Genomic DNA, 13,954 nt, shown 5'->3' on the forward strand with positions numbered 1-13,954 from the left:
CCGCCTGACAAGTATCGTCTGACTGCCTTGAGTTTGAATTGCTCATCGTACTTCGTCATGAAAAACACCCCAAAGATTGGATTGATGTCCAACTTTTGGGGTGCAGTTCACAAGGCAGCCCCTTTTTCATGCATGCCGCGAAGCCCGGTAGGGCTTGCGGGCAACCCTGCGCGATCAAACGTCGATATTCCCCGCCGACAGCGCATGCGCCTCGATGAAGTTGCGGCGCGGCTCCACGTCGTCGCCCATCAGCGTGGTGAAGACCTCGTCGGCCGCGATGGCGTCCTCGATCTGCACGCGCAGCAGGCGGCGCACCTTCGGGTCCATGGTGGTTTCCCACAACTGATCGGGGTTCATTTCGCCCAGGCCCTTGTAGCGCTGCTTGGAGATGCCGCGTTCGGCTTCGCCGCGCAGCCACTGCATGGCCTCGCGGAAGTCGGAGACGCTTTGCTCCTTGCGCTTGTCGCCTTCGCCCCGGGCGACCAGCGACTGCGGGCCGACCTTGCCGGAGAAACTCTTGGCGGCCTTGGACAGGATGGCGTAATCCGAACCGCCAATGAAGTCGGCGTCGATGATGCTGACGCGCACGTTGCCGTGATGCATGCGCTGGATCGACAGGCGATGGCGTTCGGTGGCCGCATCGAATTCGGGCACGACTTCGACGCCATTGCCGCTGATCGGATCGCGCATGGCATCGGCCAGGCGCTTGGCCGAATCGGCGGCGGCCTCGGCCGTGTCCAGATTGATCTCGACGCCCTCGGCCATGGCCGACAGCGCGGCCACGTCGAACACGCGCGACAGGCGCGCGATGACGCCGTCGGCGGCCACGTACTGGCGCGCCAGTTCGTTGAGCTCATCGCCGCGGATGATGTTGCCGCCCGCGATGATCTCGGCATCCTTCAGGGCCAGCTGCAGCATGAACTGCGCTTCTTCCTGGTCATCCTTCAGGTAGCGCTCTTCGCGGCCGACCTTGACCTTGTAGAGCGGCGGCTGGGCGATGTACACATAGCCGCGCTGCACCAGCTCGGGCATCTGGCGGTACAGCAGCGTCAGCAGCAGCGTGCGGATGTGCGCGCCGTCCACGTCCGCGTCGGTCATGATGATCAGGCGGTGGTAGCGCAGCTTGTCGACGTTGAAGTCCGGGCCGATGCTGGTGCCCAGCGCGGTGATCAGCGTGGCGATCTGCTCGCTGGCGATCAAGCGGTCAAAGCGCGCCTTCTCGACGTTCAGCACCTTGCCGCGCAGCGGCAGGATGGCCTGGAACTTGCGGTCGCGGCCCTGCTTGGCCGAGCCGCCTGCCGAGTCGCCCTCGACGATGTACAGCTCGCACAGCGCCGGATCCTTTTCCTGGCAGTCGGCCAGCTTGCCGGGCAGGCCGGCGCCTTCCAGCACGCTCTTGCGGCGCGTCATTTCGCGCGCCTTGCGGGCCGCTTCGCGCGCGCGGGCGGCTTCGACGATCTTGCCGCACAGGGCCTTGGCGTCGTTCGGATGCTCCAGCAGCCAGGTTTCCAGCGTGCGGGCCACGGCCTCTTCGACCGCCGGACGCACTTCGCTCGAGACCAGCTTGTCCTTGGTCTGGCTGCTGAACTTGGGCTCGGGCACCTTCACCGACAGCACGCAGGCCAGGCCTTCGCGCATGTCGTCGCCGGAGGTCTCGACCTTGGCCTTCTTGGCCAGTTCGTTGTCGGTGATGTACTTGTTGATGATGCGGGTCATCGCCGCGCGCAGGCCGGTCAGGTGCGAGCCGCCGTCGCGCTGCGGGATGTTGTTGGTGAAGCACAGCACGCTTTCGCTGTAGCTGTCGTTCCACTGCATCGCCACTTCCACGCCCACTGGCACGCCGCCCGCCGACGACTCGGTGGTGACCGAGAACACGTTCGGGTGCAGCACCGTCTTGGCGCGGTTGATGTATTCGACAAAGCCCTTCACGCCGCCGGAGAAGGCGAAGTTCTCTTCCTTGCCCTGGCGCTGGTCGATCAGGCGGATCTTGACGCCGTTGTTCAGGAACGAGAGCTCGCGCAGGCGCTTGGAGAGGATCTCGTAGTGGTATTCGACGTTGGTGAAGATGATCGGGTCGGCCAGGAAGCGCACTTCGGTGCCGCGCTTGTCGGTCGTGCCGGTCACGGCCAGGGGCGCGACGCGCTCGCCCTGGCGGAATTCCATCTGGTGCACTTCGCCGTTGCGGCGGATGGTCAGGCGCAGCCACTCGGACAGCGCGTTCACGCACGACACGCCCACGCCGTGCAGGCCGCCGGACACCTTGTACGAGTTCTGGTCGAACTTGCCGCCGGCGTGCAGTTCGGTCATGACGATTTCCGCCGCGCTGCGGTGGAATTCGTCGTCCTTGTGGATATCCGTGGGAATGCCGCGGCCGTTGTCGGTGACCGAGATCGAGTTGTCGGTGTGGATGGTGACGACGATGTCGTCGCAATAGCCAGCCAGCGCTTCGTCAATGGCGTTGTCGACGACTTCGAACACCATGTGGTGCAGACCGGTGCCGTCCGATGTGTCGCCGATGTACATGCCGGGGCGCTTGCGCACGGCCTCCAGCCCCTTGAGCATTTTGATCGAGTCGGCGCCGTAGCCGCCGTTCTCGGGAGTGGTGTTCTGCTGATCTGACATGTCTGTATCGATAACGCTTTAAAGAACGGCCTGGCGGCCGGACCGCCGGCGGACCATCGGGCCCGCGGGCGGCACAAACCCACAGCTGCGCGGACTCAGATCCGCATGGGCATGACGACGTACTTGAACTGGTCGTCTTCGGGCAGGGTGATGAGCGCCGACGCGTTCGCATCGGGCATGACCGACCACTGGATGTTGTCCACCTTGACGTTGGACAGCACGTCGAGCAGATAGCCGACGTTGAAGCCCACGTCCAGCGGCTCGTGGCCGTAGTCGATGTCGATTTCTTCCTGCGCCTCTTCCTGCTCGGCGTTGGAAGAAGAAATCTTCATCTGGTTCTGCGCCAGTTGCAGGCGCACGCCCTTGAACTTGTCGGTGGTCAGGATGGCGGCGCGCTGCAGGCTGCCCTGCAGGGCTTCGCGGTTCACCAGGAAGTGGCGCGTGTAGTTGGTCGGGATGACGCGGGTGAAGTCGGGGAACTTGCCTTCGACCAGCTTGGACACCAGCTCGACGTCGCCGAAGCGGAAACGGATCTGGCCCGGCGCCACGTCGATCGAGACGGGTTCGTCGGAGTCTTCCAGCAGGCGCTGCATTTCCAGCACGGTCTTGCGCGGCACGATCACTTCGTGGCGCTCGCTGATGCCGTCGGCTTCGGTGGAGCAGTGCGCCAGGCGGTGGCCGTCGGTGGCGACCGCGCGCACGCGGCCCGGTTCGAACACCAGCAGCATGCCGTTCAGGTAGTAGCGGATGTCCTGTTGCGCCATGGCGAAGTGCACCATGTTGAACAGGTGGCGCAGCGTGCGTTGCGGCATGGTCAGCGACACGTCCCACTGCTCGGGCTGGGCCACGGTGGGGAATTCGCTGGCGGCCAGCGTCTGCAGCGCGAAGCGGCTCTTGGCCGACTGCACCGACAGCTTGTTGCTGGCCAGCGCCAGGCGCACGTCGCCGGTGTCCGGCAGGGCTTTCAGGATGTCCAGCAGCTTGCGCGCCGCCACCGTGGTGGACTCGTTGTCGTGACCCACGCCGAAGTCGGCGTGCGTGGTGATCTGCACTTCCAGGTCGGTCGCAATGAAGGCAACCTTGTTGCCTTCCTTGCGCATCAGGATGTTCGCCAGGATGGGCAGGGTATGGCGTCTTTCGACGATGCCCGCCACGGTCGACAGCGGTTTCAGCAATGCATCGCGTGTGGTTTGTACGAGTTGCATGGTCATCCTTTTAGAGTTTGTTCCAACACGTGCAGGGTATGGTTGAGCTCCGCTTGCTTGGCGCGGGCGTCGGAAATCTTGCGTACGGCGTGCAGCACGGTGGTGTGGTCACGGCCACCGAACAGATCGCCGATTTCCGGCAGGCTTTTCTGGGTCAGCTCCTTGGCCAGGTACATGGCGACCTGGCGCGGCAAAGCGATATTGGCCGGCCGGCGTTTCGAATACATGTCGGCCACCTTGATCTTGTAGAAATCCGCCACCGTCTTCTGGATGTTCTCGACGGTGATCTGGCCGTTGGACACGGACAGCAGATCCTTCAAGGCTTCCTTGCAGACGTCCACGGTGAGCACGTCGCGGCCGTGGAATCGGGCATAGGCCAGCACCTTGCGCAACGCGCCTTCGAGCTCGCGCACGTTGCTGCGCAGGTGCTTGGCGATGAAGAACGCCACTTCCTCGGGCATGGGCACGCCCTCGGACTCGGCCTTGCGCAGCAGGATCGCCACGCGCATTTCGAGTTCGGGCGGCTCGATCGCGACCGTCAGGCCGGAATCGAAGCGCGAGATCAGGCGGCTGTCGATGCCCGACAGTTCCTTCGGATACGTATCGCTGGTGATGATGATCTGCTTGCGCTGCGCCACCATCGCTTCGAACGCATAGAAGAATTCTTCCTGCGTGCGGTTCTTGCCGGAGAAGAACTGGATATCGTCGATCAGCAGCAGATCGAGCGAATGGTAGTAGCGCTTGAAGTCATCGAATGCCTTGCGCTGGTACGCCTTGACCACGTCGGACACGTACTGGTCGGCATGCACGTAGCGCACGCGCACCCCGGTGCCCGCCGCCACCATGGCGTTGCCGATGGCGTGGATCAGGTGGGTCTTGCCCAGGCCCACGCCGCCGTACAGGAACAGCGGGTTGTACGACGTGCCCGGGTTCTCGGCCACCTGCAGCGCGGCGGCGCGCGCCAGCTGGTTGGCCTTACCCGTCACGAAGTTCTCGAACGTCAGGTCGGTGTTCAGGCGCGAGCGCTCGTACACGATGTTGGCGGCGTCCGCGTTCACGGCCGCGGCCGCCGCGGTGGTCGCGACGGGGGCGGGCGCGGCGGGCTGCGCCGGCATGCCTGGCGGTGGCGCGCCGCCCAGGGGCGCGGCGGCCGAAGGCGCGGTCTGCACGGGCGGCTGCGCGCGCACCGGCGCCACCGGCATGCGCGGGGTGGCGCCTTGCGTGGGCAATTCGAACAGGACCTGTACCGGACGCTCGAACCACTCCGCGGCCAACGCTTCGATCTGGTGGGAGAAGTTCTTGCGCACCCAGTCCAGCTTGAACCGGTTGGGGGCGGCAACGCGCAGCACCGCCTGCGTTTCGTCATACGCAAGCGGGACCAGCGGTCGTATCCACGCGCTGATTTGTTGGGGGGGGAGTTCCTGCTCAAGACGACTGACGCAGGTCTGCCAGAATTCTTTCATGTCGCTCTTATTCAAACCTCGATTCTACCTTGCCTGGGCACGGGTTATCCACAGGGTAGGGCATGGGCTTGCACAATCTGCCCCCTTAACTGTTTGACAAGACAGGGAAAACTTGCTGAAATGGTGGGCTTTTCCGAATTCTGTCTGTCAGAAGGTTTCGCAGAAGGCCCAGGTTCACACGGGTAATAGGGTAATGGTTACACTTACCCCGCCCCCGGAACTGTGCCTTGCTGAATAGGTCGCCCGGGTATTGCCCGGACCAGAGCCCCGTCTACAAGCCTGTCTTTGCCAGCGAATCCGCATGTGCATGTCAATGTCACATACGGATTCGCAGCGAAACGCTTACTAGATACCCGCTACCGGATTTGCGACCAGGAACCCTCCGGGCAGGTCCCTTCTGACTTTTGTTCTTTTTGTGGATCGTCCATGAAACGCACCTACCAACCTTCCGTTACCCGCCGCAAGCGCACCCATGGTTTCCGCGTGCGCATGAAGACCCGCGCTGGCCGCGCCATCCTGAACGCCCGCCGCGCCAAGGGCCGCAAGCGTCTGGCCGTCTAAGTCTCGCTGTCGCGCAGACACTTGACCCACGCCTGACCCGCAGTCCATGCCGCGCGCCACGCTTCCGCCGGAGGCGCGGCTGCATCGCCCCTCCGAGTTCGCCGCCGCCCTCAAAGGCCGGCGTCTGGCCCGAGGGGCGTTTTTCGTTGTGAGCGCCGCTTCCAACGATCTGCCCCCCGGCCAGGCTCCCTGTGCCCGGCTGGGCCTGGTGATCGCCAAGCGCTTCGCCGCCCACGCCACCACGCGCAACGCCCTCAAGCGGGTCATCCGCGAGGCGTTCCGCCACCGGCGGCTGGGGTTGCCGGCGAAAGACTACGTCGTCCGGCTGCACAGCAAGGTAACGCCCGCCACGCTCACCGCGCTGAAACAGGCGGCCCGGGCCGAAGCGGACGCTCACTTCGAGCGGATCGCGCGATGAACGGCCCATCCCCCCGGCAGGCAGGCCGCGCGCAGCGCGGGCGTTCCGTGGGGGCCGCAATCCTCATTGCCCCGATCCGGTTCTACAGGTTTTTCCTGAGTCCCTGGATCGGCCGGCAATGCCGCTTCACCCCGACCTGCTCGGCGTACGCGATCGAGGCGATCGAGCGCCACGGACCCTGGCGCGGCTTCTGGCTGATGCTGCGACGCATTGGCCGCTGCCACCCCTGGTCGCCCGGCGGCTGGGACCCGGTTCCCGCCGACAAGGGAACCAAGCGCGGGGCCTGCTGCTCCCATGGCCACCGCACTGAGCATGATTGACGCTAAACTGGCGGGCTTTGCTGGCCCGTATTCACTTCAGTAGGCACCATGGATATCCGACGAACCGTCCTCTGGATGATTTTCTCCTTCTCGCTGTTGCTCCTTTGGAACAACTGGCAGATCCATAACGGCAAACCGTCGTTGTTCGGGGCGCCCACGCCCACGGCCAGCACGACCGCCAACGGCACGCCGGCCGCCGCGAACAACGCGACGCCCTCGGTGCCCAATGCGCCGCCCGCGACCGCCGCCGCCGCGCCTTCGGCCGTGCCTGGCGCCGCCGCGCCGGTGCCGACGCGCTCGGAAGAAGTGGTCGTCACCACCGACGTGCTGCGCCTGACCTTCGACACGCTGGGCGCCCAACTGGTGCGCGCCGAGCTGCTGAAGTACCCGGCCACCGGCCAGCCCGACAAGCCCACCGTGCTGCTGGACCGCTCCGCGGGCCTGAACTACGTTGCCCAGACCGGCGTGGTCGGCGCCGCCAACGGCCAGAATTTCCCCACCCACCAGACGCCGTTCCGCGTGGTCTCGACCGACCGCCAGCTGACCGGCGACAGCCTGGTGGTGGCGTTCGAAGCCGAATCGGGTGGCGTCAAGGTCACCAAGACCTTCACGCTGCATCGCGGCCGCTATGACATCGACGTGCGCCACGACCTGGCCAACGTCGGCGCCGCCCCCGTGACGCCGGCGCTGTACCTGCAGCTCGAGCGCGACGGCAACGATCCGGCCGATACCTCCAGCTTCTATCACACGTTCACCGGCATTGCCGTCTACTCGGAACAGGACAAGTTCCAGAAGATGACCTTCGCCGACATCGAGAAGAAGAAGGCCAACTACATCAAGCAGGCGGACAACGGCTGGATCGCCGTGGTGCAGCACTACTTCGCCACCGCCTGGGTGCCGCCGCAAGGCAAGCCGCGCAACAACGAAGTGCTGGAAGTGCAGAAGAACCTGTACGCCGCCCGCACCATCGAAGCCGTCGGCGAGATCGCCCCGGGCGCCGCCGCCCGCGTCGATTCGCACCTGTGGGTCGGCCCGCAGGACCAGAAGGCCATGGCGGCGCTCGCCCCCGGCCTGGAACTGGTGGTCGACTACGGCTGGCTGACCATCATCGCCAAGCCGCTGTTCACGCTGATGACCTGGCTGCACTCCATCCTGGGCAACTGGGGCTGGACCATCGTCGCCCTGACCGTGCTGATCAAGGCGCTGTTCTACCCCCTGGCCGCCGCCAGCTACCGCTCCATGGCCCGCATGAAGCAGGTCGCCCCGCGCCTGCAGGCCCTGAAGGAAAAGTACGGCGACGACAAGCAGAAGCTCAACGCGGCCATGATGGAGATGTACCGCACCGAGAAGATCAATCCGCTGGGCGGCTGCCTGCCGATGGTGGTGCAGATCCCGGTGTTCATCTCGCTGTACTGGGTGCTGCTGGCCAGCGTGGAAATGCGCGGCGCGCCGTGGATCCTGTGGGTGCACGACCTGTCGATCCGCGACCCGTACTTCATTCTGCCCGCCATCATGATGGCCACCATGTTCCTGCAGATCAAGCTGAACCCGACGCCCCCGGACCCCGTCCAGGCCAAGGTCATGATGATCATGCCGCTGGTGTTCGGCGGGATGATGTTCTTCTTCCCGGCCGGCCTGGTGCTCTACTGGTGCGTCAACAACACCTTGTCGATCGCGCAGCAGTGGTCCATCACCCGCGCCATGCAGCGCAAGACGGAAGCCGCGGCCAACCGCTGATTCCCGTTCGCGCCATGAAAAGCCGGCCCCCAGGGGCCGGTTTTTTTTCGTCCCCGTTGCAAGGGGTTTGGCGCCGATGCGCCTGAAGTCGCGCGTGTGATAGTTATTTTCAATCAAATTTTATAGATCAATCAACTTCACACTGCAAACATTGACCCCTATGATGTGTCGGAGATATCCCCCGGCCGGCAATGTCCCGGGCGGTATCCGATCACGCTGCGCGGCCCCGGCGCCGCGCATTCCAGGAATTACGTAGGGAGTGTGTCCATGACCGACAAGAAGCATCTGACCACCGCCTCGGGCGCCCCGGTGGCCGACAACACCAACACCCTGACCGCCGGTCCGCGCGGCCCGGCGCTGTTGCAGGACTTCTGGCTGATAGAAAAGCTCGCCCATTTCGACCGTGAACGCATCCCCGAACGCGTGGTGCACGCCAAGGGCTCGGGCGCCTACGGCACCTTCACCGTCACCCACGACATCACCAAGTACACCCGCGCCAGCATCTTCTCCAAGGTCGGCAAGCAGACTCCGTTGTTCCTGCGTTTTTCGACCGTGGCCGGCGAACGCGGCGCCGCCGACGCCGAGCGCGACGTGCGCGGCTTCGCCATCAAGTTCTACACCGACGAAGGCAACTGGGACCTGGTCGGCAACAACACCCCGGTGTTCTTCATCCGCGACCCGCTCAAGTTCCCCGACTTCATCCACACCCAGAAGCGCGATCCCAAGACCAACCTGCGCAGCGCCACGGCGGCCTGGGATTTCTGGTCGCTCAGCCCCGAATCGCTGCACCAGGTCACCATCCTGATGAGCGACCGCGGCATTCCGGCCAACCTGCGCCAGCAGCATGGCTTCGGCTCGCACACCTTCAGCTTCGTCAATGCCGAAGGGGAACGCTTCTACGTGAAATTCCACTTCAAGTCGCAGCAGGGCATCGCCTGTCTGACTGACGAGGAAGCCGCGCAGGTCGTGGCCCACGATCGCGAGAGCTCGCAGCGCGACCTGTTCGACAACATCGAGCAGGGCAACTTCCCGAAGTGGACGCTGAAGGTGCAGATCATGCCCGCGGCCGAAGCCGAGACCTATCACATCAATCCGTTCGATCTGACCAAGGTGTGGCCGCACGGCGATTACCCGCTGATCGAAGTGGGCGTGCTGGAACTGAACAAGAACCCGGAGAACTACTTCGCCGAGGTCGAGCAGGCCGCCTTCACGCCCGCCAACGTGGTGCCCGGCATCGACTTCTCGCCGGACAAGATGCTGCAGGGCCGCCTGTTCTCCTACGGTGACACGCACCGCTACCGCCTGGGCATCAACCATCACCAGATCCCGGTGAACGCCCCGCGCTGCCCGTTCCACAGCTATCACCGCGACGGCGCGGGCCGGGTCGACGGCAATGCCGGCGGCACGCTCAACTACGAACCCAACAGCGCCGGTGAATGGAAGGAAACCCCGTCGGCCGGCGAACCGCCGCTGCCGCTGGACGGCCAGGCCGCCGCGCGCTGGAACCACCGCGTCGATGACGACTACTACTCGCAGCCGGGCGCGCTGTTCCGCCTGATGACGCCGGCGCAGCAGGAACTGCTGTTCGGCAACATCGGCCGCCACATGGCCGGCGTGCCCGAGGAAATCCAGCGCCGCCAGCTGGAACACTTCCGCAAGGCCGATCCGGCCTACGCGGCGGGCGTGGCCAAGGCGCTGGGGCTGAAGCTGTAAGGCGGTAAGGGCCGCGTCCACGCGCGGCCGACACGCCGTGCAATACACATCGGGCGGCCCGCGGGTCGCCCGTTTTCTTTGTCTGTCGAGCGCTTTTCGCCGGCCTTCACGGCTTGTTCCCGTGGCCGCGTCCGCATTCTTCGCCTGCGCTTTGCTCCGGAAACCGCCGCAAGCGACTTTTCCACAGCAGGGCCGAAAAAAGTTATCCCCATTTGTCCACAGCCAATTCACAGGCAATCCACAGGATTTTCACAGGCGCTGTGGATAGTCTTGCCCGGGCATGCTGTGGAAAACCCGCTTGCTAGTATTTCAGGCCCGTATCGCACAGCACCGTGGCCACCGTCGCGTCCGCACGCAGCCGGCCCGAGCGCAACAGCCTGGCGGCCGCGCATACATTGGCGGCGGCGGAATAACCCACGTACAGGCCCTCGCGCACGGCCAGCAGGCGCCGCCATTCCTGCGCCTCGTCGTCGGTGACCGCAATGCTCAGGTCCATCAGGGACGGATCCCAGTGCGGCGGCACCGCGCCATAGCTGGTGCCCTGGATCAAGTGGCGCGCCTTGGTCACCGGCGCGCCGGCCAGCACTTCGCAGCCCAGCGGCTCGACCGCCGCGCAAACGGTGGCGGCGCTGGCCGCCTTGAGCGCGCGCGCCACGCCCATGAAGGTGCAGCCGGTGCCGACGGCCGCGACCCAGCCATCCACGGGCGCGCCAAGCTGTTGCAGGATTTCGCGGCCGGTGCCGCTTTCGTGCGCGGCCATGCATTCGACGGCGTTGAACTGGTCGACGTAGAAGCCGCCGCGTTCGCGCGCCAAAGCCGCCGCCACCTCGGCCGCCGCCTGGACGTCGGCGCCGGTGACCTGCCCGGGGGCGCCATCGACCTGCGGCACCAGCACCACCTCGGCGCCCAGTCCTTCCAGCATGCGGGCGCGGGCCGGGCTGTTGCCCGCCGACATGGTGACCACCAGCGGATGCCCCAGCGCGGCGCAGGCCACGGCCAGGCCCGCCCCCATGTTGCCGCTGGTCATCTCCACCACCGGCATGCCGGGCGCCAGGCGGCCGTCGGCGCGCGCGGCCAGCAGGATGGCCTTGGCGGCGCGATCCTTGACGCTGCCGCCCGGTTGCAGGAATTCGGCCTTGGCCACGATTCGGCCGGGACCGTCGTGCGCCCGGCTCAACGTGATCAGGGGGGTGTTGCCGATGAGTTCAATGGAAGAGGTTGCCAGCATGTCGAGTCCGATAGGCGCAACCGCGCGCATCCGTGGGATGCCGAAGGCGCGGTCGATGCGTACCGGACTATTTTAGGGATGCTGGGATATCCACAGGTCCGCGCGGACGCTGTCGATGGACGGGGCGGCCAGCGCGGGCGTGGGCGAGGCCAGGGCCACCACGGCCAGTGCCAATGCCACGCCCGCCGCCGTGACGGTGCGGATCAATCGTTCGCGCAGTTGAGAAGACAGACGCATGGCGTTCCTTGTGGATAAGTCGCGGGCCGGCCTAGAACGGCACGTCGCCTTCGATGGTCGTGCGGTACAGCTTGCGGCGCAGATGATCCGGCGTACCGCCGGCCAGGTGGATCAGCGAGCGGTTGTCCCAGAACACCAGATCGTGCGGCTGCCAGCGGTGACGGTAGATGTGTTCGGGCCGCACGCTGTGCGCGAACAGTTCGTCCAGCAATTGCCGGCTCTCGTCTTCCGGCAGGCCTTCGATGTGGGTGGTGAAGCCTTCGCTCACGAACAGGGCGCGGCGGCCATTCTCGGGATGGGTGCGCACCACCGGATGCGATACCGCCTGCACCTGCGCCACCTGTTGCGCGCTCAGGTTGGGCCGCCAGTTGCCTTCCTTCTGCAGCTGGCCGTACTTGGCCAGGTACGAATGCACCGCGCGCTTGCCCTCGACGGCGTTGCGCAATGCGGCGGGCAGGGTGTCATAGGCCAGGTGCATGTTGGCGAACAGCGTGTCGCCGCCTTGCGCCGGCAATTCCTGCGCGTGCAGCAGCGAGCCCAGGCTGGGCAGTTCCTTGTACGAGATGTCCGAATGCCAGTACTTGCCCGCATCGCCCAGGCCGACCGGCTGGCCGTTCTCGACGATGTTGGAGACGATCAGGATCTCGGGATGATTGGCCAGGTGGAACTGGTGCAGCACGTGGATCATCAGCGGCCCGAAGCGGCGGCTGAAGTCGATGTGCTGCCGCGGCGTGATGCGCTGGTCGCGGAACACCAGCAGATGGTGGTCCAGGTGCGCCTGGTGCACGCGCTTGAAGTCGGCAGGCGACAGCTCGCGGCCCAGGTCCAGGCCGATCAGTTCGGCGCCCACCGGGCCCGGCAGCGGCCGCAGCTCGAACGCCTGCGCGGCCGGGGGCGGCGGGACAGGGGCGGCCTCTTCGCGCTGCACGGCGTTGCTCTGGGACATCGGTCACTCCGGTTGGCGTGGCGGCGTTGCCGCCGGCGCTGCGGTCCATCCGCGGATGGATCAGGAATGACCGATTATGGAAAGCGCGCCTTGTATCTCAAACGAAGTTATCGGCGTTTGAACAAAGCCTGGCGTCATATAGAAAAACCGCCCGGAGAACCGGGCGGCTTGGGGTGGCATCGCGCATAAGCAAATAACCGCAATGCCTGAAGCGCGGCGGCGCCCTTAATTGTGCTTGGGCAGATAGGCCTCGACCAGCTTGACCCAATACGTCGCCCCCACCGGCAGCAGCGCGTCGTTGAAGTCGTAGTTCGGATTGTGCAGCTGGCACGGCCCCATGCCGTGATAGCTCTCCATGCGATGGTCGCCGTCGCCGTTGCCCAGGAACAGATAGGTGCCGGGCAGGGCTTCCAGGAAGAACGAGAAGTCCTCTGCGCCCATGAAGGGCGGCATGTCGCGCACCACGTTCTCGGCGCCGAAGGTGTCCTCGGCCACCTGCGCGGCAAACGCGGTTTCCTTGTCCCAGTTCACCAGCGGCGGGTAGGCGCGCACGAAGTCCAGCGTGCCGGTGCCGCCATACACCTGCGGCAGCGTGGTGGCGATGCGGCGCATGTCTTCCTCGATCTTGTCGAGCACTTCGACCGAATAGGTGCGCACCGTGCCCCGCAGCACCGCTTCGCCGGGAATCACGTTGTAGGCGTCGCCGGCGTGGATCTGCGTGATCGACAGCACCGCCTGCTCCAGCGGATTCTTGCTGCGCGAGATGACCGTCTGCAGCGCGTGCACCATGTCGGCCGCGACAATGATCGGGTCGACCGACGCATGCGGCTGCGCGGCGTGGCCGCCCACGCCCTTGATGACGATGTCCCAGCGGTTGCTCGACGCCATGGTGGGACCGGCGCGAAAGCCGAACTGGTTGACCGGCATGCCGGGCATGTTGTGAATGCCGAACACCGCGTCACAGGGGAATTTGTCGAACAGGCCGTCCTGCATCATGGCGCGCGCGCCGGCGTTGCCGCCTTCCTCGGCCGGCTGGAAGATGAACACCACGGTGCCGTCGAAATCGCGATGCGTGGACAGGTATTGCGCCGCACCCAGCAGCATCGTGGTGTGGCCATCGTGGCCACAGCCGTGCATGCGGCCGCTGATGGTGGACTTGTGCGCGAAGCGGTTGTGCTCGGGCATGGGCAGCGCGTCCATGTCGGCGCGCAGGCCGATGGTCTTGCCGCCGCTGCCGCCGCGCAGGACGCCGACCACGCCGGTTTTCCCCAGCCCGGTGTGGACTTCCAGCCCCCATTGCCGCAGGCGCTCGGCCACCAGGTTGGAGGTGCGCGTTTCCTGGAAGGCCAGTTCGGGATGGGCGTGGATGTCACGGCGCAGTTCGGTCAGTTCACCGTGGGCGCGTTCGATTTCGGCTAAGGTTTTCATGGCGGTGGATAGGCGGAAGAGAATAGGGCGGAAAGGACAGGACGCAAACGAGAGAAAGGATGTCGTATGACAGCGT

12 protein-coding genes are annotated in these 13,954 nt (G+C 65.4%); 5 read left to right on the plus strand and 7 right to left on the minus strand.

Going from position 1 to position 13,954, the window contains the following annotated elements:
* Positions 1–174: 174 nt before the first annotated feature.
* The 3 genes from gyrB to dnaA all read right to left on the minus strand — a co-directional run bounded on the left by gyrB (position 175) and on the right by dnaA (position 5,290).
* On the minus strand, positions 175–2,622 hold the full coding sequence (gene gyrB, locus HV742_RS04355; RefSeq protein ID WP_068950216.1) for a DNA topoisomerase (ATP-hydrolyzing) subunit B: 2,448 nt from the start codon (positions 2,620–2,622) through the stop codon (positions 175–177).
* A 95-nt stretch (positions 2,623–2,717) separates the two neighbouring features.
* On the minus strand, positions 2,718–3,827 hold the full coding sequence (gene dnaN / locus HV742_RS04360) for a DNA polymerase III subunit beta (RefSeq protein WP_049077351.1): 1,110 nt from the start codon (positions 3,825–3,827) through the stop codon (positions 2,718–2,720).
* A 2-nt stretch (positions 3,828–3,829) separates the two neighbouring features.
* Positions 3,830–5,290: a chromosomal replication initiator protein DnaA gene (gene dnaA, locus HV742_RS04365; RefSeq protein WP_049070320.1), complete on the minus strand. Its 1,461-nt coding sequence runs from the start codon at positions 5,288–5,290 to the stop codon at positions 3,830–3,832.
* Between the two features lie 426 nt (positions 5,291–5,716).
* Between dnaA and rpmH the strand changes: the two genes are divergently transcribed.
* From rpmH to HV742_RS04390, 5 genes are all read left to right on the plus strand, one after another.
* A complete protein-coding gene (gene rpmH, locus HV742_RS04370) occupies positions 5,717–5,851 on the plus strand; it encodes a 50S ribosomal protein L34 (RefSeq protein WP_003816025.1) in 135 nt (44 codons plus the stop codon).
* 46 nt (positions 5,852–5,897) lie between these two features.
* Positions 5,898–6,269 carry a ribonuclease P protein component gene (locus tag HV742_RS04375; protein ID WP_026382422.1) on the plus strand — a complete coding sequence of 124 codons (372 nt, stop codon included), beginning with the start codon at positions 5,898–5,900 and terminating at the stop codon, positions 6,267–6,269.
* Positions 6,266–6,589, plus strand: coding sequence for a membrane protein insertion efficiency factor YidD (gene yidD / locus HV742_RS04380; RefSeq protein WP_049077350.1), 324 nt, complete (start codon positions 6,266–6,268; stop codon positions 6,587–6,589). The genes HV742_RS04375 and yidD overlap by 4 nt, the downstream gene beginning before the upstream one ends.
* A 48-nt stretch (positions 6,590–6,637) precedes the next feature.
* Positions 6,638–8,326 carry a membrane protein insertase YidC gene (yidC, locus tag HV742_RS04385; RefSeq protein ID WP_175144580.1) on the plus strand — a complete coding sequence of 563 codons (1,689 nt, stop codon included), beginning with the start codon at positions 6,638–6,640 and terminating at the stop codon, positions 8,324–8,326.
* Between the two features lie 267 nt (positions 8,327–8,593).
* Positions 8,594–10,039, plus strand: a complete 1,446-nt coding sequence (locus HV742_RS04390) for a catalase (RefSeq protein WP_059268722.1) — start codon at positions 8,594–8,596, stop codon at positions 10,037–10,039.
* A gap of 301 nt (positions 10,040–10,340) precedes the next feature.
* Here HV742_RS04390 and HV742_RS04395 read toward each other — a convergent pair whose 3' ends face one another.
* The 4 genes from HV742_RS04395 to HV742_RS04410 form a co-directional block, all read right to left on the minus strand.
* Entirely contained in the window at positions 10,341–11,267 is a 927-nt protein-coding gene (locus HV742_RS04395; protein ID WP_049077340.1) for a PLP-dependent cysteine synthase family protein, read from the minus strand.
* A gap of 72 nt (positions 11,268–11,339) precedes the next feature.
* Positions 11,340–11,504 carry a hypothetical protein gene (locus HV742_RS04400; RefSeq protein ID WP_175144581.1) on the minus strand — a complete coding sequence of 55 codons (165 nt, stop codon included), beginning with the start codon at positions 11,502–11,504 and terminating at the stop codon, positions 11,340–11,342.
* Positions 11,505–11,535: 31 nt separating this feature from the next.
* Entirely contained in the window at positions 11,536–12,450 is a 915-nt protein-coding gene (locus HV742_RS04405) for a TauD/TfdA dioxygenase family protein (protein ID WP_175144582.1), read from the minus strand.
* 225 nt (positions 12,451–12,675) lie between these two features.
* Positions 12,676–13,878, minus strand: a complete 1,203-nt coding sequence (locus HV742_RS04410; protein ID WP_175144583.1) for a M20 aminoacylase family protein — start codon at positions 13,876–13,878, stop codon at positions 12,676–12,678.
* Positions 13,879–13,954: the final 76 nt, after the last annotated feature.

It is taken from the genome of Achromobacter ruhlandii, from assembly GCF_902859695.1.
Lineage (GTDB): Bacteria > Pseudomonadota > Gammaproteobacteria > Burkholderiales > Burkholderiaceae_B > Achromobacter > Achromobacter ruhlandii.